Source organism: Sphingomonas melonis (assembly GCF_013409985.1).
In the GTDB taxonomy this organism is placed as follows: Bacteria; Pseudomonadota; Alphaproteobacteria; order Sphingomonadales; family Sphingomonadaceae; genus Sphingomonas; species Sphingomonas melonis_A.
Map to the genome: position 1 here is coordinate 135,982 of NZ_JACCBY010000008.1, position 20,211 is coordinate 156,192.

General features: G+C 60.0%; 18 protein-coding genes and 1 pseudogene. 18 read left to right on the forward strand and 1 reads right to left on the reverse strand.

The window, feature by feature from the left end; genetic code table 11:
* The first annotated feature begins 3 nt into the window (after positions 1-3).
* The 18 genes from HD841_RS18925 (at position 4) to rfbA (ending at position 20,093) form a co-directional block, all read left to right on the forward strand.
* A complete protein-coding gene (locus HD841_RS18925) occupies positions 4-2,205 on the forward strand; it encodes a GumC family protein (protein WP_179510456.1) in 2,202 nt (733 codons plus the stop codon).
* A 21-nt stretch (positions 2,206-2,226) separates the two neighbouring features.
* The gene (locus HD841_RS18930; RefSeq protein WP_179510457.1) at positions 2,227-3,453 is read left to right on the forward strand and encodes a hypothetical protein; all 1,227 of its coding nucleotides are present in this window, start codon (positions 2,227-2,229) and stop codon (positions 3,451-3,453) included.
* 59 nt (positions 3,454-3,512) lie between these two features.
* Positions 3,513-4,301, forward strand: a complete 789-nt coding sequence (locus HD841_RS18935) for a WecB/TagA/CpsF family glycosyltransferase (protein ID WP_179510458.1) — start codon at positions 3,513-3,515, stop codon at positions 4,299-4,301.
* Positions 4,298-5,479, forward strand: a complete 1,182-nt coding sequence (locus HD841_RS18940; RefSeq protein ID WP_179510459.1) for a glycosyltransferase — start codon at positions 4,298-4,300, stop codon at positions 5,477-5,479. Before HD841_RS18935 ends, HD841_RS18940 begins: the two co-directional genes overlap by 4 nt.
* A gap of 92 nt (positions 5,480-5,571) precedes the next feature.
* Positions 5,572-6,636 (forward strand): GDP-mannose 4,6-dehydratase, encoded by a 1,065-nt coding sequence (gene gmd, locus HD841_RS18945; protein WP_179510460.1) that lies wholly within the window; start codon positions 5,572-5,574, stop codon positions 6,634-6,636.
* Position 6,637: 1 nt separating this feature from the next.
* Positions 6,638-7,576, forward strand: coding sequence for a GDP-L-fucose synthase (gene fcl / locus HD841_RS18950; RefSeq protein ID WP_179510461.1), 939 nt, complete (start codon positions 6,638-6,640; stop codon positions 7,574-7,576).
* Positions 7,577-7,618: 42 nt separating this feature from the next.
* A complete protein-coding gene (rfbF, locus tag HD841_RS18955; protein ID WP_179510462.1) occupies positions 7,619-8,389 on the forward strand; it encodes a glucose-1-phosphate cytidylyltransferase in 771 nt (256 codons plus the stop codon).
* Positions 8,389-9,477 carry a CDP-glucose 4,6-dehydratase gene (gene rfbG / locus HD841_RS18960; protein ID WP_179510463.1) on the forward strand — a complete coding sequence of 363 codons (1,089 nt, stop codon included), beginning with the start codon at positions 8,389-8,391 and terminating at the stop codon, positions 9,475-9,477. Before rfbF ends, rfbG begins: the two co-directional genes overlap by 1 nt.
* 8 nt (positions 9,478-9,485) lie before the next feature.
* Positions 9,486-10,364 (forward strand): SDR family oxidoreductase, encoded by an 879-nt coding sequence (locus HD841_RS18965; protein WP_179510464.1) that lies wholly within the window; start codon positions 9,486-9,488, stop codon positions 10,362-10,364.
* Positions 10,361-11,644 (forward strand): protoporphyrinogen/coproporphyrinogen oxidase, encoded by a 1,284-nt coding sequence (locus tag HD841_RS18970; protein ID WP_179510465.1) that lies wholly within the window; start codon positions 10,361-10,363, stop codon positions 11,642-11,644. Before HD841_RS18965 ends, HD841_RS18970 begins: the two co-directional genes overlap by 4 nt.
* Before the next feature lie 63 nt (positions 11,645-11,707).
* Positions 11,708-13,054 (forward strand): O-unit flippase-like protein, encoded by a 1,347-nt coding sequence (wzx, locus tag HD841_RS18975; RefSeq protein WP_179510466.1) that lies wholly within the window; start codon positions 11,708-11,710, stop codon positions 13,052-13,054.
* A 62-nt stretch (positions 13,055-13,116) separates the two neighbouring features.
* Entirely contained in the window at positions 13,117-14,151 is a 1,035-nt protein-coding gene (locus HD841_RS18980) for a glycosyltransferase family 2 protein (protein WP_179510467.1), read from the forward strand.
* A 34-nt stretch (positions 14,152-14,185) separates the two neighbouring features.
* Positions 14,186-15,112, forward strand: a complete 927-nt coding sequence (locus HD841_RS18985) for a beta-1,6-N-acetylglucosaminyltransferase (protein ID WP_179510468.1) — start codon at positions 14,186-14,188, stop codon at positions 15,110-15,112.
* Between the two features lie 5 nt (positions 15,113-15,117).
* Positions 15,118-15,960 (forward strand): glycosyltransferase, encoded by an 843-nt coding sequence (locus tag HD841_RS18990; RefSeq protein ID WP_179510469.1) that lies wholly within the window; start codon positions 15,118-15,120, stop codon positions 15,958-15,960.
* A 697-nt stretch (positions 15,961-16,657) separates the two neighbouring features.
* Positions 16,658-17,221 (forward strand): dTDP-4-dehydrorhamnose 3,5-epimerase, encoded by a 564-nt coding sequence (gene rfbC, locus HD841_RS18995; protein ID WP_179510470.1) that lies wholly within the window; start codon positions 16,658-16,660, stop codon positions 17,219-17,221.
* 11 nt (positions 17,222-17,232) lie between these two features.
* A complete protein-coding gene (gene rfbB / locus HD841_RS19000; RefSeq protein WP_179510471.1) occupies positions 17,233-18,285 on the forward strand; it encodes a dTDP-glucose 4,6-dehydratase in 1,053 nt (350 codons plus the stop codon).
* Positions 18,286-18,324: 39 nt separating this feature from the next.
* The gene (gene rfbD, locus HD841_RS19005; protein ID WP_179510472.1) at positions 18,325-19,227 is read left to right on the forward strand and encodes a dTDP-4-dehydrorhamnose reductase; all 903 of its coding nucleotides are present in this window, start codon (positions 18,325-18,327) and stop codon (positions 19,225-19,227) included.
* Positions 19,224-20,093 (forward strand): glucose-1-phosphate thymidylyltransferase RfbA, encoded by an 870-nt coding sequence (gene rfbA / locus HD841_RS19010; RefSeq protein WP_179510473.1) that lies wholly within the window; start codon positions 19,224-19,226, stop codon positions 20,091-20,093. Before rfbD ends, rfbA begins: the two co-directional genes overlap by 4 nt.
* 34 nt (positions 20,094-20,127) lie before the next feature.
* Here the strand turns inward: rfbA and HD841_RS19015 are convergent.
* Positions 20,128-20,211: pseudogene (locus tag HD841_RS19015) on the reverse strand (IS5-like element IS711 family transposase); the annotation flags it as partial.

The window sequence follows — 20,211 nt, forward strand, 5'->3', positions numbered from 1 at the left end:
CAGGTGAACATCAACAACGCTATCACCGGTGTCACGGCGCACCCAGCCCAATATGTCGAAAGCTCGGCTGCTGAACCGATGATCCGACCGCTGTTCACGCAGCTGATGTCGATCGCCCGACGCCGAAAATGGGTCCTGCTCTCGATTGTGGCAGCTGCCCTCGTCATCGGCGTGATTGTCACGCTCCTGATGACGCCAATGTATCATGCCGAAAGCACGTTGGAGATTCAGCGTGAGAACGGGGGACTTGTCAACGTCCGCGAAGATGCGCGCTCGGCCGCAATCGATCAGGAATTCTACGAGACGCAATATGGTTTGCTCAAGGCCAAGAGCCTGGCGGAACGCGTGGCAACCAACCTGCGCCTTCAGGACGATGCCGCGTTCTTCGCAGCATTCGGTGCGGGCAAGGACTGGTTCGACAACGGCCGGGTTCAACCCGGTGCGCCAAGTCGAGCCGATCGGGTGCGCATCGCCGGTCAGATCCTGCTCAACCGCTTCACGGTGGATCACGAGCGCCAGTCGCGTCTAGTCAAGATAGGCTTCACCAGCCCGAGCGCCGTGCTGTCAAAACGGGTAATCGACTCCTGGGCCGCCAGCTTCATTCAGATGACGCTTGAACGCCGCTTCGGCACCACCGCTTATGCGCGGCAGTTCCTAGAAACCCGGCTTAACGAGTTGCGCCGACGTATCGACGCGTCGGAACGGCGCCTAGTCGGCTATGCCGCGCGGGAAGGTATCATCAATCTGCCCAGCGCACCGGCCGACGCGACAACAGGTAGTATTCCCGAACGGTCGCTTGCGAGCGACGATCTCGCCACCCTCAATCAAGAGCTCGCGCGCGCGCGCGCCGATCGGATTCAGGCCGAAAGTCGCCTTGGCGTGGCAGCCGGCCAGACGCCGGAGGCGTTACAGAATTCCGCACTCGGAGCCTTGCGGCAGCAACGTGCCGATTTAGCCGGCAATTATGCAAAGATGATGGCTCAGTTTTCGCCAGATTACCCCCCGGCAAAGGCTTTACAGAATCAAATTTCGCAACTTGATCAGGCAATCAGGCGTGAAGAAGGCCGGGTCGGTGGCTCGCTGCGCGAAGCGTATAACGCCAGCGTAGAGCGTGAGAAGGCGCTAACCGATCGCGTTGGCCAGATGAAATCAAATGTGCTCGATCTACGCAGGCGCAGCATCCAGTACAATATCTATCAGCGCGATGCCGATACTAATCGCCAACTTTATGACGCCTTGCTTCAGCGGTACAAGGAAATTGGCATCGCGGGCGGTGTCGGAACCAACAACATATCGGTAGTTGATGCGCCAGAGGTCCCGGGTGCACCTTCCAGCCCGAAGCTGTTCCTGAACCTGCTGATCGCGCTTGTCGCGGGATTGGCGATCGGGGCCGGCGCAGCTTGGATCCTCGAGCAGATCGACCAGGGTATCGCCGATCCTGACGAGGTCCCGGGCGAGCTTCAGCTGCCGCTGCTTGGCACCATCCCCAAGATTTTGAGTGGAGATCCGCTGTCGTTGCTTGAAGATCGCAAGTCGATGATCAGTGAGGCTTACGTATCCATTCAGACCAACTTGTCGTTCACAACCGAGCACGGGCTGCCCAAGACGCTGGCCATCACCAGCTCGCGACCGGCCGAAGGCAAGTCGACGACCGCTTTCGCGCTGGCGCTATCGATGGCACGGCTGTCCCGCCGCGTGCTGCTGATCGATGGTGATATGCGATCGCCCTCAGTTCATCATCTTCTCGACATCCAGAATCGGGAGGGGTTGAGCAATTTCCTGGCTGGCGGCGGCGATTGGCGGTCGTTGGTTCACGAGACGCCGTTTACCGATCTCAGCGTTATGACCTCGGGCCCAATCCCGCCGAGCGCACCAGACCTCCTGACGGGGCGGCGGCTCGAGGAATTGCTGGGAGGATTGCTCGATCACTACGATAATATCGTCATCGACGCACCCCCCGTCATGGGTCTCGCCGACGCGCCACTGATCGGCACCAAGGTTGAGGGGATGATCTATGTCGTCGAATCCCATAGCACGCAAAAGGGCATGGTCCGGGTCGCGCTGAGCCGTCTACGCGCAACCAAGACCGCGCTGGTCGGTGTCGTCCTGACGAAATTCGATGCCAAGCGCGCCCATTATGGCTACGACTACAACTATGCCTATGGCTACGGGTATGGCGACAAAGCAGGCGAAAGTCCGAAATGATCGATGCGTCGGCGCGCCGAGATGACTGACACCCGGAAAGTGCCCCTTTTTGTATGGGGTGTGCTGGCGGCTCTGTTTATCTGGCTAAGCTGTGCCAGTACGCTAGGCATAGTGCTGGCCCGCAAGGCACCTGCGGAGTCCTTCGCGCTTGGCTATCATACGGCAGCGGCCGAAGCTGCCGTAGCCTTGGCCGGACTGGCGGCTGATCCGCAGGCCAATGGCGCGGCCGTCGCGGCGCATGCCCGCGCCGCCCTGCGCCGCGAGGCGATCAATGTCGATGCCGTGGCCGCGCTTGGCACCATCACGGCACTGAACAATAATACGTTCGGCGCGGAACGTATGTTCGCCTATGCCGAGCAGTTGTCGCGACGGAATATACCGACGCAACTCTGGCTGATCGAAAATGCCGTGCAACAGGGCAAGATCGAGCCGGCCCTCGCCCATTATGATCGGGCGATGAGCGTCTCGGTCAACACTCGGGCACTACTTCTTCCGGTCCTAGCGACAGCCGCCGCCTCACCGACTGTTGCACGCCCGCTGGCGCGACTATTGTCCCAACGGCCGTTGTGGTGGCCTGCCGCCATTGAACAGTTTATCGCGAGCCCGGACCCGGTCCACGTCCTACCCCCCGCCGTCGCCGCGCTGCGCCTACGCCCTAACGTCCCGGAAGAACGAGCCTATTTGATATCTGCAATGAAGCGGCTGGCAGATGCGGGTGCGGCGCGGGCAGCGTTTTCGCTGTATCGCGCCGCCCACCCCGGATTCACGACGTTTTCGCTGCTTCGCGCAGGCGACTTCGAAAAGGTCGGTGATCTGCCACCGTTCGACTGGAGTTTAACGGATGGCGCTAACGTCAGCGGAGTGATTCAACCAGGCGGGATAGGATCGGGATCGGCCTTGTTCCTATCGGCGGAAGGCGGGGGACAAGGCGAGGTGGCGCGGCAGGTGCTGCTGCTGCCCGCGGCGACCTATCGCCTGATGGCAACGACCGGCAACGTGCCGCAGGAGCGAACCGATCGGCCGCGCATAGTAATATCCTGCTTGTCCCCCCAGAAAAGCGTGTTGCTTGACCAAGCTTTTTCGACCAGCGGCGAACGTGGTGCGCCCTTAGCCGGTAGCGCGACCGTCCCGGCGGGATGCACGAGCCAGCTCATCCAGATTGTCATGCATGCCTCGCTTGATGGGGCGGGGGCAGGAGCGATGCCGTGGATCGACAACATCCAGATCGTGCCCGCAGGCGCACGATGAATGCTGGAAAGTGGCTGTCTTCCTCTCCTCTCAGCTCCGCAATCAAGGTTAGCGTTTCCATGACCTCCGCCGACGGTAGCGTAATCGACTACCCTGTATTTCCAACGGTCGATATTCTTGGGGTTCCAGTCAGCCGAACGACAATCCCTGCTGCGGTGGCCGCGATATTTTCGGCTATTCGGTCGGGTAAGTCGCAATATGTCTGCGTCCGGGACGTCCATGGCATAATGCATGCCGTTGAGCATCCTGAGATGATGGAGATCCAGCGCCGCGCCGCGATTGTAACACCTGATGGCATGCCATTGGTCATCGTTGCTCGCCGCCGTGGCTATAATGATATCGAGCGGGTCTGTGGAGCGGACCTGATGGAAGCAGTCTGCGCTGCATCACAGGCTCCGGGCTTTAAGCATTTCTTTTATGGCGGCAAAGAAGGCGTTGCGGAACTGCTAATCGAACGCCTGAGGGCGCGGTATCCTGGTCTTCAGGTCGCCGGCCATTACTGTCCGCCGTTTCGGTCACTAACGACAGCCGAAGACAAAGCCGCGACCGCTATGATCCGTGCGTCGGGCGCGGACATCGTTTGGGTGGGGATCAGTACTCCTAAGCAGGAATATTGGATGCGGGACCATGTCAGCCAGCTGCCAGGCGTGACGTTGCTCGGCGTGGGCGCCGCGTTCGATTTCCATGCCGGGATCATCAAGCGGGCGCCGGTGATTATGCGTCGGCTGTCGCTGGAATGGTTGCACCGGCTGGGCAGCGAGCCGCGCCGGCTCTGGCGACGATACCTGATCATGGCCCCAAAATTCGTTTGGCACGTGCTGCGCGAGAAATCGTCAGAGACCCGATGAGCCTGCCGCGAATCCTGATCGTCCATAATCGGTATCAGCAGCAGGGTGGCGAGGACACGGTCGTCGCCGCAGAGCATCGCCTGTTGGCCGATGCCGGCTATCCGGTGGACACGCTGTTCGTCACCAACCACGCGATAAACAATGCCGCCATGCAGATGCAGGCGGCTCTATTTGCCCCCTATAATCCGATTTCGCGCCGCCTGATGCGCCAGCGCCTGCGCGTCGATCGCCCAGACATCGTTCACGTCCACAACTTCTTTCCCCGCCTCAGCCCCAGCATCTTTGATGCCTGTCGCGACGAGGCGGTTCCAGTTGTCATGACGCTGCATAATTATCGCCTCACGTGCGCCAACGGAATGCTGTTTCGCGATAACAAGCCGTGCGAACTATGCATCGCCGGGTCTGCGGCGTATGCGGTACGCCATGGCTGCTATCGTCATTCGCGCATTGGCTCGGCTGCGGTGGCCGCGATGATCGAATATCATCGTCAAACTGGAACTTGGCAGCACAAGGTTTCGCGCTACATCGCGCTTACTGAGTTCGCCCGCGATCGCATGGTCGCAGCCGGGCTGCCCGCTGAGCGGATGCGGATCAAACCCAACTTCGTGGCCGATCCCGGCCCGCCCGCCGTAGCGCGCGGTAATGCCCCCCCCTATGCGCTATTTGTCGGGCGATTAAGCCACGAGAAGGGGGTCGATGTGCTGCTCGAGGCCTGGCAGGGCATCAATATGCCGTTACGGATCGTCGGCGATGGACCGCAGCGAGACCAACTCACTACCCGAGCGACGGACCGCGTCAGTTTCCTAGGACAGGTTGATCCGGAGATCGTACGTCGCGAAATGGCCGCCGCCTCGTTCTTGATCGTGCCGTCGATATGGTATGAAGGTTTTCCAATGACCGTCGTCGAAGCGATGGCGCTCGGCACTCCGATCGTCGCTGCCGCGATTGGCGGGTTGCGCGAGCTGCTCAGCGACGGTGTGGAGGGACGCCACTTCCAAGCAGGCGACGCTACCGACCTACGCCGGGTCGTCGGTGAACTGATGGCCAACTCTGGGTCGCTACCCGCGATGGGGCAGCGCGCGCGCGCGCGTTATCTCGCGCAACTGTCACCAAAACGCAACCTCGCGATATTGAGCGACATTTATCGCGAAATGACGGCAGAGCAGCGCCAAATCTGACCGGGAAATCGCGGTATTGGCCTTTTCTCGCGCTATTACGCCTCTATTAGCTTTGCCTTATCGATACGACGACCGGTACAGGACCAGCCATTATGCGTGAAAAAACAGCCCTCATTACCGGTATTACCGGCCAGGATGGCGCCTATCTGGCCCAGTTGCTGTTGGACAAAGGGTATCGCGTCCACGGGCTGAAGCGGCGGTCGTCCTCCTTCAATACCGGTCGGATCGAGGGCATCTATGAAGATCCGCACGTCGCCGATCCCCGCCTGTCGCTACATTACGGAGACATGACCGACTCCACCAACCTGATCCGCCTAGTTCAAGAGACCCGGCCGGACGAGATCTACAATCTCGCAGCGCAGAGCCATGTCCAGGTCAGCTTTGAGACGCCCGAATATACCGCGAATGCTGACGGCATCGGCACCCTTCGCCTGCTTGAGGCCATTCGGATTCTAGGGTTGGAAAAAACGTGTCGGTTCTACCAGGCTTCAACCTCTGAACTGTACGGCCTCGTCCAGGAGGTACCGCAAAGGGAGACGACGCCCTTCTATCCCCGTTCGCCGTATGCCGCGGCCAAGCTCTATGCCTATTGGATCGTCGTCAATTATCGCGAAGCCTATGGCATGCATGCTTCTAACGGTATCCTGTTCAATCACGAAAGCCCTCTTCGAGGCGAGACATTCGTGACGCGCAAGATCACCCGCGCGGCCGCCGCGATCGCTCTTGGGCGACAAGAAATGCTCTACCTCGGCAATCTTAACGCGCAGCGGGACTGGGGCCATGCCCGCGAGTACGTGCGAGGCATGTGGCTGATGCTGCAAGCCGATGAACCGGACGATTATGTTCTCGCGACCGGCAAGACCACGACGGTGCGCACCTTTGTCGAATGGGCGTTCGAGGACGCCGGGATTACCTTGCGCTGGGACGGCAAGGATGCCGACGAAAAGGGGTATTGCGCCGAGACCGGACGCCTCCTGGTCGCGGTCGATCCCCGCTACTTCCGCCCGACGGAAGTCGAGCTGTTGATCGGCGATCCCACCAAGGCGCGTGACAAGCTGGGCTGGCAGCATGACACCTCGCCTCGCGACCTCGCCCGCGAGATGGTACAGGCGGATCTTCAGGTCATGCAGACCGCGCCGATTGGCAAAGGGGCCTGATATGTACGCGCTTGAAGGCAAGAAGGTCTGGGTGTGCGGTCATCGCGGCATGGTCGGATCAGCGATCATCCGCCGTCTGGCAACTGAAAAGTGCCAGGTGCTGACGGTCGATCGTGACGAGCTCGATTTGCGTGATCAGGCCGGCGTTGCCGCCTGGATGGAAGTCAACCGCCCGCACGCGGTATTCTTGGCAGCGGCAAAGGTCGGCGGCATTGTTGCCAATGACACCTATCCGGCCGACTTTCTCTTGGACAACCTGCTGATCGAAACTGCGGTCATCAGCGCAGCCCAGCGATACGGCGTCGAAAAGCTCCTGTTCCTCGGATCGAGCTGCATCTATCCCAAATTTGCGTCGCAACCCATCACCGAGGAGGCTCTCCTAACCGGGCCTTTGGAACCAACCAACGAATGGTATGCGATCGCCAAGATCGCCGGCATCAAATTAGTTCAGGCGTTCCGTCGCCAACACGGCTGCGACTTCATCTCCGCCATGCCTACCAATCTTTACGGTCCCGGCGACAATTTTGATCTTGCATCTAGCCACGTGATGCCAGCCTTGATCCGCAAGGTTGACCAAGCGAAAGCGGACGGCAGCGATATCGTCGTCTGGGGCACCGGCACGGCCTTGCGCGAATTCCTGTATGTCGATGATTGTGCGGATGCCTGTGTACATTTGATCAAGACTTATTCCGGTAATGACCATATTAACATCGGATACGGTGAAGACATATCTATTAACCATTTGATAAAGATGATCATGCAGGTGGTCGGTTATGATGGCCCGGTCACCCATGATACTTCCAAACCAGATGGCACGCCGCGCAAGTTGATGGACAGCAGCAAGATCGCGGCTCTCGGCTGGCGGCCGGCTACCAAGTTGGCAGACGGCATATCGCTGAGTTATAAAGCGTTCAAAGACGGTGATTATCGTAAGCACTAGCTGCTACACGGTTGCACCAATTAGCTATATAGAGGTTAAGCTATGAAAGCTGTTATTCTTGCTGGTGGCTTGGGCACTCGCTTTAGCGAGGAAACGTCATCGCGGCCCAAGCCGATGATCGAGATCGGCGGACGCCCGATCCTGTGGCACATTATGAAAATCTATGCCGCACACGGCGTTAATGACTTTGTTATTTGTTGCGGATACAAGGGGTATGTAATCAAGGAGTATTTTGCTAACTACTTCCTGCATATGTCCGACGTGACGTTCCGCATGGCGGAAAATCAGATGGAAGTGCACCACCGCCGGGCAGAACCGTGGAACGTGACCCTCGTTGATACGGGTGAGACTAGCATGACCGGGGGTCGGCTGAAGCGCGTTGCAGAACATCTTCGTCACGAAGAAGCCTTTTGCATGACCTATGGCGACGGCGTTGGCGACGTCGACATTAGCAGCGCGATCGCCTTCCATAAGCAGCACGGCAAGGATGCGACTCTTACGGTCGCCGCGCCCCCGGGCCGGTTTGGCGCCGTCGAGATGGACGGCGATCAGGTCATGCATTTCCTCGAAAAGCCCGAGGGCGATGGCGGGGTCATTAACGCCGGCTTCTTCGTCCTGTCACCCGCCGTGCTCGACACGATTGCCGGTGATGCAACGGTATGGGAACAAGAGCCGCTGCGCGGCCTCGCTGAAACCGGTCAGCTCATGGCGTTCCGGCATACCGGCTTCTGGCAGCCGATGGATACGTTGCGGGACAAGACGCACCTCGAACAACTGTGGGAAAGCGGTCACGCCCCGTGGAGGATTTGGTAATGGTGGATCCAACCTTCTGGTCGGGCAAGCGTGTCTATCTCACCGGCCATACGGGGTTCAAAGGCGGTTGGCTGTCGCTGTGGCTCCAAGCCATGGGCGCGCACGTGAAAGGCTTCGCTCTGGAGCCGAGTACCAAACCAAGCTTTTTTGAAGTAGCGCGGGTCGGCGACAATATGGTGTCGGAGATCGGCGATATCCGAGATGCGGCGTTGCTGCACCAGTCGGTTGCCGATTTCGCGCCCGAGATACTCATTCATATGGCAGCGCAGCCGTTGGTGCGTCTGTCGTATGACGACCCAGTCGGAACTTACGCCACCAATGTCATGGGCTCGGTCAACTGCCTAGAAGCCGCACGCAAGACAGCGTCGGTACGGGCGATTGTGGTAGTCACGACCGACAAGTGTTACGAGAATAAGGAATGGCCCTGGGGCTATCGTGAAGACGAGCCTATGGGAGGGTATGATCCATACAGCAGCAGTAAAGGCTGCGCCGAACTGGTATGTTCCGCCTACCGTCGATCCTTTTTCGCCGCCCCTGGCGGCGCGGCGCTGGCATCGGGACGCGCAGGCAATGTTATCGGCGGAGGCGACTGGTCGCCTGACCGACTGATACCAGACATCATGCACGCGTTTGAGTCTGATGAGCCCGTACGCATCCGTAATCCGCTGTCGACACGGCCATGGCAACATGTTCTCGAACCGTTGTCCGGCTATCTGCGCCTCGCCGAGGCTTTGTGGCATGATGGTCAGGACGTGGCGCAGGGGTGGAACTTTGGTCCGCGAGATGAAGATGCCCAGCCGGTCGAATGGATCGTCGATCGGATGATGGCCCTGTGGCAGGGTACCGCGCGCTGGGAACGCGACGAGGCCTTCCACCCCCACGAAGCTCGTTATTTGAAGCTCGACATCTCCAAGGCACGGCAAATGCTCGGGTGGCAACCCCGCTGGCATCTGGAGGACGTGCTGAGCCGGATCGTGCGATGGCAGAAATCCTTCCTCGCAGGTGACGACATGCAGGCGGTTTCTCTCCGGGAGATTGCCGATTATGCCGCGCTGCTCTCGCCAGCGACGGCGCGCCAAGCGGCATGATGCACGTGGTGCCTACCACACTGATCCTTGGTGCCGGCGGCATGCTAGGCCGTGCCGTAGCTGCCGCATGCCCGTCACCCGTGGTAACGGCCGGTCGGGCCGAGCTCGAGGGCAATGACGCGCAAGCCATCATTGCGCTGGTTGCGCGCGTTGCTCCCTCTCTGGTGATCAATTGTGCGGCAGACGTAGATGCGGATGGCGCCGAACGCGACATCAGCAAGGCAATGGCAGCGAATGGCGTATTGCCCGGCTTCGTCGCAGAGGCTTGTCAGGCCGCCGGCGCTCTGATGGTCCAGGTGTCAAGCACCGGCTGCTATGGCGCATGGAAGGACACGCCCTTCACCGAGGACGATCCCGCCCAACCGACTACCGCTCATCATCGAACCAAATTGATCGGGGAGCGTGCGGTAGCGGCGGCCGCGTCCGATCACCTCATCGCCAGGGTCGGGTGGCTCTACGGTGGCGATGCAAGCAATCCGAGGAACTTCGTCTGGCGGCGGCTAGTGGAGGCAAGCACCTCGTCCCAGCTTTCGTCGGATGACGAGCAGCACGGCTGCCCCTCGAACGTCGCTGACGTGGCGCGGCAGCTCTTCGTCGCGATTGACGCCGGCGTACGGGGCACGATCAACATCGTTACCCAGGGCTCGGCCAGCCGATATGAGTATGTCAGGCGCATCATAGAGGCCGCGCAGATGCCCTGCGAGGTGAAGCCCGCCCCCGCCTTCGTTCGCGCAGCTCCTGTGAGCCACAACGAAACAGCAATAAACGCGCGCCTCCAAGAGCTTGGGCTCGACATCATGCCGCATTGGGCTACCGCGATCGACAATTATGTAGCGAAACTCCGCTCCGACGGACTGCTCGCAAATTTGGAAGGAAACGCCACGTGACGGTGGAACATATCGATTACGTAATCCTCGGGGCCGGCATTACAGGCCTTGGTGCTGGCCACGAATTGCGCCAGCAGGGTAAAAACCCGACCATATTCGAAAAAAGAGCGACAGCCGGCGGTCTGCTAGACAATTTCGTCATCGATGGTTTCCGCTTCGATCGCGCAGTACATCTCTCGTTCGCAACCGAGCCTGAGGTACGCGAGATCTTTGATCGGACGCCCTACATTACGCATGCGCCGGAGGCGTTGTGTTGGGATGCCGGCAACTGGCTGCGCCACCCCACCCAGAACAACATGCATCCGTTGCCCGCTGAAGAGAAGATCGCGTTGATCGCCGGTCTAACTGAGGCGCCGCAGGGCGAACTCAACAACTACGAGGATTGGCTCGTCCAGCAATATGGCCGACCGATCGCCGAACGCTGGCCGATGCCCTATACGGAAAAATATTGGACGGTGCCGGCCAACGAACTCGGCACCGATTGGATCGGTCAGCGCGTCCGTCGCGCGGACATTCGGGAGGTTCTACAGGGCGCGTTCACAACCGAGAAGCCCAATCACTTCTACGCAAAGGAGATGCGCTATCCCGAACAAGGTGGTTACCGGGCGTTTATCGAACCGTTGATGGTCGATGCTGACATCCGTTGTAACAAACACGCCGTTGCGATCGACCCCGTCGCCCAGATCGTGACGTTCGAGGATGGCGGCCAAGTTCATTATTCGAAACTCATCTCCACACTTCCGATCCCCGAAGTTGTCGAGATGCTGCCTTCTGCGCCTGCGCCGATCCGCGACAAGGCTCGCAGCCTCTTTGCGACGGCAGTCGATCTTATATCGGTTGGCTTCAATAAACCCGCCGTGCCGCCAGCGCTGTGGTTCTACATCTACGACCGCGACATCTGGGCCGCCCGCGCGTACGCGCCGAGCCTCAAGTCGCCCAACAACGTTCCCCAAGGGTGCAGCTCGCTGCAATTTGAAATTTACTCGTCGCCTCGTCATCCACAGCAGCACACCGCTGAGGAGATGAAGGAAAATACCCTTGCCGGGCTTGAAAAGATGGGACTGGCGACACGTGACGACATTATCGTCCTAGATCATCGCAAGCTCGATTACGGCAACGTCGTCTACGACGTCGGCATGGAGGAGCGGCGCGACGAAGTACTCGCGTATATTCGCGACGTCGGCATCCTGTCCGCTGGCCGGTTTGGGGAATGGGGCTATCTATGGAGCAACCAATCCTTGATGAGCGGCCTGGCAGCCGGTCGCGCGGCTACCGTCTGACGGCAGCCATTCACTCCCATGACGCGAATTTCTCCGGTCGCACGGCACGATCGGTCCACGCGAATGGCGTCGCTGCTCGCGCAGCGACGCTTCTTCGTCGGCTTCCTTGCGCAAGTAATGCAATATGGCGCGTCGCTTCTGCTGCTACCATTTCTAGTAAAGACGCTGACGACAGCTGAGATCAGCGTCTGGTATTTGCTGATCACGATACAAGGGCTGGCTGCCATCGCTGATTTTGGCTTCGGTGGTGCATTCGCGCGCGGCATCGCCACCGCGCTCGCCGGGGCGGACACCATTCAGACGGAAGGTTTCAACGGCCGGACCGCCGGTAACGCCAATTATCGTCTGATCGGCGACCTGATCCACGCGGCTCGGCTATGGTATGCAATGTTGGCGACGATCGTGTTTTTTGTGATGATTACAGGCGGGCTGGCTTACGTGATGAGCGTCACCGCTACCTCGCACCTCGATCCGCGCGAGATCGTTGTGACTTGGACTATCATGGCGCTCGCGACCGCCCAGTCTATGTACTTCTCTTGGGTCAATCCCGTGCTGATTGGCGCCAACCGGGTCGAGCACGATTTGATCAGCCAAATTATTGGCAAAGGCGGTGCAGCCCTGCTCGGTATTGGCGTCCTTCTTGCTGGTGGCGGCTTATTAGCACTTGCGATCGCCCAACTAGCCGCTTTTGGCAGCGCGCGGATCATAGCAGCCCTATTCATGCGGCCGATCCGCCGGCAAATCCCGCCGTCGACCCGGGACAACGCCCGTAGCATCCGGCTGCTTAGGACGATTGCGCCGAACGCGAGCCGGTTTGGACTGGCGTCGTTATCCGGCTTCTTGATCACCCGCTCCAGCGTCTTTGCAGTGACCAGCTTTGTCGGCCTCACGGAGGGCGGCGCCTATGCGATCTCCCTGCAGCTTATCAGCGCAATTCTTCAAGTGTCTCAGCTCCCCACACAATTTGCCATGCCACGTTTGGTCAGCTTCCAGTCTCAAGGCGCCAAACGCGCGGTTCGCCGCGAGGCAATTCAGCTCTCGGCTATATTTGTCGCACTATTCCTGCTTGGCGTGCTAGCGCTTACCTTCGTTGCCCCGCCCCTGTTTAAGATGATCGGCCGCAATGTCATATTGCTTCCCGCGCCCTTACTCTTCTTCCTCGGCATGGTGATGCTGTTAGAGGGTTTGCACAGCGTCAACGCCTTCGTCTTGATGACCGGAAACAAGGTTCCATTCACCCGTGCGGCGGTTTTATCAGCGGTCGCGGTGGTCGCAGGTACCCTGTTTGCCGGCTGGTGCGGCTGGGGTATCGAAGGCATCATCGCCGTGCAGGGGCTGGTACAACTCAGCTATAACAATTGGCGCTGGCCGCTCATGGTCCTACAAGACACCCACATTGTGGCCGCGTAAGGCCGCATCCCTTGGTACCGGTTTTATCCGGGGTCGTCGCCCTGCCGGAGATTTAATTAGTCATGTCAACCACTCAGCCGCTGACTGGACAGGCAGCGCCTTCGGTCCTGATGGCGCAAGGTAGCGATGACCGGAACCCGGCGATCTCGATCACCATCCCGACCTTCCGCCGCTTTGCCATGCTGCGCGAAGCAGTCGAGAGCGCGTTGGCCCAGCAATCCTCTCGCGTCATTGAGGTTGTGGTCGTCGATAATGACCCAGAATCAACCACTTGCGACCGCCTTCTTCTCGAAGTTCCACAGATTAAGGACTCCTGTTTTCGCTATTACCGCAATAGTGACAATATCGGCATGTTCGGTAATTGGAATCGTTGTATCGAACTTGGGCGGGGCCATTGGCACACCATGCTCCATGATGACGATCTGCTTGATCCAACTTTCGTTGATACCATGCTCGATGTACTCGAAGCACATTCTGCCATCGACGCTATCGCCTGCCGGAAACGCAATTTAGACCAGCGGCTCAATCCGCCTTCAGCTACAACGCCCTCGCCGCGGTCAACCCATTCTCCGCTAGCACGCTGGCGACAGAGGCTGATTGATCTTCGCAGATTTGGCCTTGCCGATTACCGATCGATAACGCCGCGAAACCTATTTTGGGCGAACCCGCTTGGCAACCCGATCGGCTTCGTCTGCCGGAAGGTCGATGCCATTACGGCCGGTGGCTATAACGAAGATGACTACCCGTCCGGCGATCACTTTTTCTATGCTCGTTTCTCCCGACTGTTTCGCCTAATCCAGCACCGGCGGGTCGAAGCGAGTTACCGGATCTCCGTCAACGAGACACTGAGCGAGCCGGTCATTCGTCGACTGATCCTGAGCACGCACCGCCTTCAAGAAGAATATGTCGGGTCGGTGGTACCCGCATGGTGGCGCTATCTCATTCCGCTTGCCACCGCGTGCGAGATCGAGGGTTGGAACCGTTTCTGGGGCGTGAACATCAACCGCGGCGATATCGAAAAGTCGATCGGCGCCAAGTTACCTCGTGCCAACAAGCGTCTCTATAACGCTGTCCTCACGCTCCTCGGCGGCTTCTAACCGCAAGTATTTCATCTACAGAAGGACACCGCTTATGGGCGACGTACCCATCTCTTTTCTGATTATGGCGCATGCTGATCCTGCTATGCTGGAACGGCTGATCCGCAGGATGTACGATCCAGCGTCCACCTATGTTGTTCACATCAATATCAGGTCCGACATAACCCCATTTCTAGCCGCCTTCGCGGACCTGCCTAATGTTCACTTCGTACCCGACGCCGACCGCATTGCCGTCAACTGGGCCGGCTTTAGCTTCACAGAAGGCGTATTTGCCGCAATCCGCCACGCGCTTCGCGTCTCCCCTAATACTCAACGTTTTGTTTTAATGTCCGGCGCCGACTACCCAATCAAGCCGCTCCCCGTGATCCTTTCCGAAATCCGCAAGGATCAGGAGATTATGACAGTGTCCCGAATGCTCGACCGGTCCGGTGCGGGCTTCCATAACAATCTCGCGCGACGTTATTATCTTGGTGATCGGCAAGCGTTCAACGTCCGCACCGCACCTTGGATTTTGAAAAAAATTGGTCTGGCCATCAACAAATACGGGCCGGTCCGCGCGGCCTATCCTCTACAGTTGTACCATGGCGCATCGTGGTGGTCGCTCACTCGCGCGGCAATTGATCATGTCTTGCCGCTGTGGGGCACCGCTCGTACAGAGTGGTTCCGCTATGCCCAGCTACCGGATGAAATGATGCTGCATACGCTTCTGATGCATTCGGAGCGCGCGCCCTTCATCAAGTACAATCAGCTTAAGGGCATCGGCGAGCTTGATTACGAACAAGGCGTCAATGGTCCGCATTATGCCGACTGGCGCAACCCGAACCCGACCTTACCCCGCCACCTCGGCGTGGAAAATTATGAAGAAGTAATTGCGGCTGAACCTTTGTTCATGCGCAAGGTCGACAGCGTCCACTCTAAGCCGCTGCTTGATCGCGTCGATGCCCATCTCGATAGTCTGTAAGCCTTATGACGTTGCCAGCTGTCACTCCGCCACCACCAAACATATCGGTCGTCTGCGCGTTCTTCAACGAAGCGGCGGTGATTTTGGATGCCATTAAATCCCTGAATGAGCAGACGTTTCGAAATTTTGACGTCATATTTATCGACGATGCATCGACGGACGGGTCCGCCGAGATCATAAAAGCCCATGCAGATTTTCCTTACAGAATCCTGCGTAACGATTGTAATCTCGGGCTCGCCGCGTCACTTAATCGCGGCGTCGCCGCAGCTACCGGCACCTTAATCGCCCGCCACGACGCGGACGACGTCATGCTACCGGACCGCTTGAGCCATCAGGTGGCATTCTTTGCCGATGCCGATCTGGTCCTACTGGGGGGACAGGCCCAGAAGATTGATGATCATGGCACCCCGTTCGGCACATTGGCCATGCCCTGCTCCGATCAGGACTGTCGCTTTGCTCTCAATTTCTATCCGCCTTTCGTCCATCCCGCGGTAATGTATCGCAAGGCGGACGTTGAGGCAGTTGGAGGATATGACGCAGCCACATTCCCGGCGGAGGATTATGACCTGTGGTGCCGCTTGGCGGAGCGCGGTAGGATCGGCAACACCGACCACACGGTTCTAAAGTATCGCGTCCGGTCTAGCGGAAGCATTACCTCAGATCGCCGGCAGACCCAACTACGTAAGCATGCCGAAGTCATGCGGTGCTATCGGTTTTTTGGCGCGCCATCGCTACGCGGCACCGCTCTTCACATCCGCAGAATTTTTCGTCTCCTGACGCTTTTCGGCGGTACCGACCGTTTGTCGCTAATCAGCAAAATCGGGCGCATGGCCGCGCCTTCACGTTAATCGACGTCATCGGATCATATGATCACAAACAAGGTGCACACAATGCCGCGACCTCAACGTACATATCTGCCCCTGCTGTTCCTGTCCGTCCTCGGCGGCTGTGCGGCGCAGGACGCCAAGCTACCGACTTCGCTGGTAAAGGGTGCTGTTGACGGTATGTGGACCTCGCGATCGAGCGACGCCGTCAAATCCTGCATTGAGGCCTCAACCAGAACGACGGATCACCCCCTGTTCCAGGTCGTTGCCAATGACCCGGAAACCTCCGTCTATGCCACCACGGTAAACATCTTGCCTGCGGCAACGCACGTTGATCGCGAGAATGCTGTAAAATGTCTTTAGGTCTTTGATCCCACAGTTCGATAGTGTCGTTCGGATGGAAGGAAGCCGCATGGTATAGGCTCGTCATGGGAGCACCACGACCGCGCCCGCTGTCCAAGCAGCAATACAGCAATCGCAAGCTTCGCCCGCCGGCTAAAACGCAGAGCGGACTCATACCCTACGAGTATATCGCCGATCTTGGACGTCAGAGCCACGCAGTTTCATCACCAGCCCTATCCACTATATGCCGGAATTGAACACCCTACCTCGAAGGTTGCACATAGCTCGCGGCTGCGGGTAGAGATTAATAAATCCGGTATGGTAGGTTAACCTTAGCACTCGTTGCTTTCAATAGGAGACCCCTATACAATTTCTCTTTATGAGAAGCCTAGTTAAACTAATTCGACCACGACGTTTCGGTGACACTCGCGGTTGGCTCACCGAGGTCTATTCGAGACCCACCCTCGCGGCACTCGGGATCGCCTGCACGTTCGTGCAGGATAACCACTCGCTGTCAGTCCCCGCCTACACGCTGCGCGGCCTCCACTTCCAGACGCCGCCACGGGGGCAGGACAAGCTGGTGAGTTGCATCCGCGGGCGGATCTTCGATGTCGTCGTAGACGTGCGCCGTGGCTCACCAACTTACGGGCAGTGGATCGGCACCGAACTTTCCGCTGAAAACGGCCATCAGCTTTTCATTCCGATCGGCTTCGCACACGGCTTCATCACGCTCGAACCAAACTGCGAAGTCATCTACAAATGCTCCGACACCTATGCACCGCAAGCGGAGGGCGGTATCCGCTGGGACAGCGTCGGTATCGACTGGCCGCTGCCCACCGGCGTCACGCCGGAATTAAGTGACAAGGACAAGGTCCAGCCGACGCTCGCCGAGTTCGACAGCCCCTTCTCTTATGATGGCCGGCCGCTCGCCCCCCTCGCCTAAAGGACGCCCCCATGCGCATCTTCGTCACCGGTGGGGCCGGCTTCATCGGCTCGGCACTCGTCCGCCACCTGATCGAGAACACCACGCACGAGGTGCTCAATTTCGACAAGCTGACCTATGCCGGCACGCTGTCGACGGTCGAGCGGATCGCGAACTCGAACCGCTACCGCTTCGTCCAGGGCGACATCTGCGATGCTGACGCCGTCCGCGCCGCGATCGCCGAGTTCAATCCCGAGATCGTTACCCATCTCGCCGCGGAAAGCCATGTCGACCGTTCGATCGACGGCCCCGGCGCCTTCGTCCAGACCAATGTTGTGGGCACCTATACGATGCTCGCCGAGGCGCGCGCCTATTGGGCGGCGCTCGACGACGAGGCCCGCGCGGCATTCCGCTTCCACCATATCTCGACCGACGAGGTCTACGGCAGCCTCGGCGATACCGGCCTGTTCACCGAAGACACGCCCTATGATCCGCGCTCGCCCTATTCCGCGTCCAAGGCGGGGTCCGATCATCTCGTCCAGGCCTGGGGCCATACCTATGGCCTGCCGGTGCTGATCACCAATTGCTCGAACAACTACGGCCCCTATCACTTCCCCGAGAAGCTGATCCCGCTGATGATCGCCAAGGCGCTCGCCGGCGAGCCGTTGCCGGTCTACGGCAAGGGCGACCAGGTCCGCGACTGGCTCTATGTCGAGGACCACGTCCGTGCACTGCAGGCGGTGTTCGAGCGCGGCGCAGTCGGCCGCACCTACAATGTCGGCGGTCATAACGAGAAGCAGAACATCGAGGTGGTGCACACGCTCTGCGCGATCCTCGACCGGCTCCGCCGGCGCGACGACGGCCGCTCCTACGCCGAGCAGATCACCTCGGTCGCCGACCGGCCCGGCCACGACAAACGCTATGCGATCGACGCAAGCCGGATCAACGACGAGCTCGGCTGGCGGCCGCAGGAGACGTTCGAGACCGGCATCGAAAAGACGATCCGCTGGTATCTCGACAACGAAGCCTGGTGGCGGCCGCTGGTCGCCGCCAAGGCGGCCGAACGCCGCGGCATCGCCGCCTGATATGTCGATCGCTCGACCTGTAGACACGTGGACGTGTCGATGACCCGCGATGTGCTCGTCACCGGCGGTAACGGCCAGCTCGGCCGCGAACTCGCCCGTACCGCCTGGCCGCAGGGCTGGCGCGCCGTCGCGCTCGGTCGCGACAGGCTCGACCTCGGCGATCCCGCCGCCATCGCCGCGACGATCGCCGGTGGCTATGACGGGCAGCCATGGGCGGCGGTGATCAACGCCGCGGCCTATACCGCGGTCGACAAGGCGGAGAGCGACGTCGTTGCCGCCTGGACGGTCAACGCGCTGGCGCCCGCCGCGCTCGGCGCGGCCTGCGCCGTGGCGGCCATCCCGCTCGTCCAAGTCTCGACCGACTATGTCTTCGCCGGCGACAGGCAGGGCGCGTGGCAGGTCGACGATCCCGTCGGTCCGCTCGGCGTCTATGGCGCGTCGAAGCTGGGCGGCGAGCTCGCCGTCCGCACCTCGGGCGCGCGCGCGGCAATCGTCCGCACCGCCTGGGTCGTTTCGGCGCAGGGCGCGAATTTCGTCAAGACGATGCTGCGCCTTGCGGCCGACCGCGACCAGCTGCGCGTCGTCGCCGACCAGCACGGCAGCCCGACGAGCGCGGCCGACCTTGCCGCGGCGCTGGCGACGATTGCGGTGCGGCTCGCCGACGATCCCGCCGCGCCGACCGGCACCTTCCATTTCAGCAACGCCGGCGAGACGACCTGGGCCGATTTCGCGCGCGAGATCTTCCGGCAGAGCGGGCAGCGCGGCGGCCCCTCGGCTGCGGTCGAGGGGATCGCGACCAGCGATTATCCCACCCCGGCGCGGCGCCCGGCCAATTCGCTGCTCAGCCACGACGCCATCCATACCGCCTACGGCATCGTGCCGCGTTCCTGGGACGCCGCCCTTGCCGACATCCTCGACGAACTGATCGGAGCACCGCAATGAAGGGCATCATCCTCGCAGGGGGTTCGGGCACCCGCCTCCACCCGGCGACGCTGGCGGTCAACAAGCAGCTGCTGCCGGTCTACGACAAGCCGATGATCTATTACCCGCTGTCGGTGCTGATGCTCGCCGGCATCCGCGACGTGCTGATCATCTCGAGTCCGGAATATATCGACAATTATCGCCGCCTGTTCGGCGACGGCTCGCCGTTCGGACTGCGCATTGACTATGCCGAGCAGCTGCGGCCCGAGGGGCTGGCGCAGGCGTTCACGATCGGCGCGGACTTCATCGGCGGCGATCCCGTCGCGCTGGTGCTGGGCGACAATATCTTCTTCGGTGCGCATTTCACGGCGCTTCTCGCCCGCGCAGCCGCCCGTCCTGTCGGCGCGACGATCTTCTCCTATCACGTCGAGGATCCCATGCGCTACGGCGTGATCGAGTTCGGCGAGGGCGGCCGTGTGATCAGCATCGAGGAAAAGCCCGCGCAGCCCAAGTCGAACCATGCGGTGACCGGCCTGTATTTCTACGACAATCGCGTCGTCCAATATGCCCGCGACCTCAAGCCGAGCGAGCGTGGCGAACTTGAGATCACCGACATCAACCGCCTCTACATGGAAGCGGGCGACCTCTATGTCGAGCAGATGGGGCGTGGCTATGCCTGGCTCGACACCGGCACGCACGACAGCCTGCTCGAAGCGGGCGAGTTCGTGCGCACCCTCCAGCAACGCCAGGGTATACAGATCGCCTGTCTTGAGGAAATTGCATATGAACAGGGCTTTATCTCGGCAGAGGAAGCGCATGCGCGTGGCGAGATGTTCAAGAAAACGGCTTATGGGCGGGCGATCTTGAAAGCGGTGGATCGCGCCTGATCCCGGTAAAGGACGCCTTAGGCGCTGTCTGCATTCATGCTAGCCAGATCATGGCACATGCGAGATGGACGAAGCCCATGAAGGCGGAAATGGTCTTCTCGCATCGCAGGGCGATACG

What these genes read in the sequence shown, in the direction of transcription:
- rfbB (WP_179510471.1), top strand. Translation starts at nt 17,233, where the DNA reads ATGCGCATCTTCGTCACCGGTGGGGCCGGCTTCATCGGCTCGGCACTC.
- rfbF (WP_179510462.1), top strand. Translation starts at nt 7,619, where the DNA reads ATGAAAGCTGTTATTCTTGCTGGTGGCTTGGGCACTCGCTTTAGCGAG.
- rfbC (WP_179510470.1), top strand. Translation starts at nt 16,658, where the DNA reads ATGAGAAGCCTAGTTAAACTAATTCGACCACGACGTTTCGGTGACACT.
- gmd (WP_179510460.1), top strand. Translation starts at nt 5,572, where the DNA reads ATGCGTGAAAAAACAGCCCTCATTACCGGTATTACCGGCCAGGATGGC.
- HD841_RS18980 (WP_179510467.1), top strand. Translation starts at nt 13,117, where the DNA reads ATGTCAACCACTCAGCCGCTGACTGGACAGGCAGCGCCTTCGGTCCTG.
- rfbD (WP_179510472.1), top strand. Translation starts at nt 18,325, where the DNA reads ATGACCCGCGATGTGCTCGTCACCGGCGGTAACGGCCAGCTCGGCCGC.
- HD841_RS18990 (WP_179510469.1), top strand. Translation starts at nt 15,118, where the DNA reads ATGACGTTGCCAGCTGTCACTCCGCCACCACCAAACATATCGGTCGTC.
- HD841_RS18935 (WP_179510458.1), top strand. Translation starts at nt 3,513, where the DNA reads ATGACCTCCGCCGACGGTAGCGTAATCGACTACCCTGTATTTCCAACG.
- rfbG (WP_179510463.1), top strand. Translation starts at nt 8,389, where the DNA reads ATGGTGGATCCAACCTTCTGGTCGGGCAAGCGTGTCTATCTCACCGGC.
- HD841_RS18940 (WP_179510459.1), top strand. Translation starts at nt 4,298, where the DNA reads ATGAGCCTGCCGCGAATCCTGATCGTCCATAATCGGTATCAGCAGCAG.
- HD841_RS18985 (WP_179510468.1), top strand. Translation starts at nt 14,186, where the DNA reads ATGGGCGACGTACCCATCTCTTTTCTGATTATGGCGCATGCTGATCCT.
- rfbA (WP_179510473.1), top strand. Translation starts at nt 19,224, where the DNA reads ATGAAGGGCATCATCCTCGCAGGGGGTTCGGGCACCCGCCTCCACCCG.
- wzx (WP_179510466.1), top strand. Translation starts at nt 11,708, where the DNA reads ATGGCGTCGCTGCTCGCGCAGCGACGCTTCTTCGTCGGCTTCCTTGCG.
- HD841_RS18930 (WP_179510457.1), top strand. Translation starts at nt 2,227, where the DNA reads ATGACTGACACCCGGAAAGTGCCCCTTTTTGTATGGGGTGTGCTGGCG.
- fcl (WP_179510461.1), top strand. Translation starts at nt 6,638, where the DNA reads ATGTACGCGCTTGAAGGCAAGAAGGTCTGGGTGTGCGGTCATCGCGGC.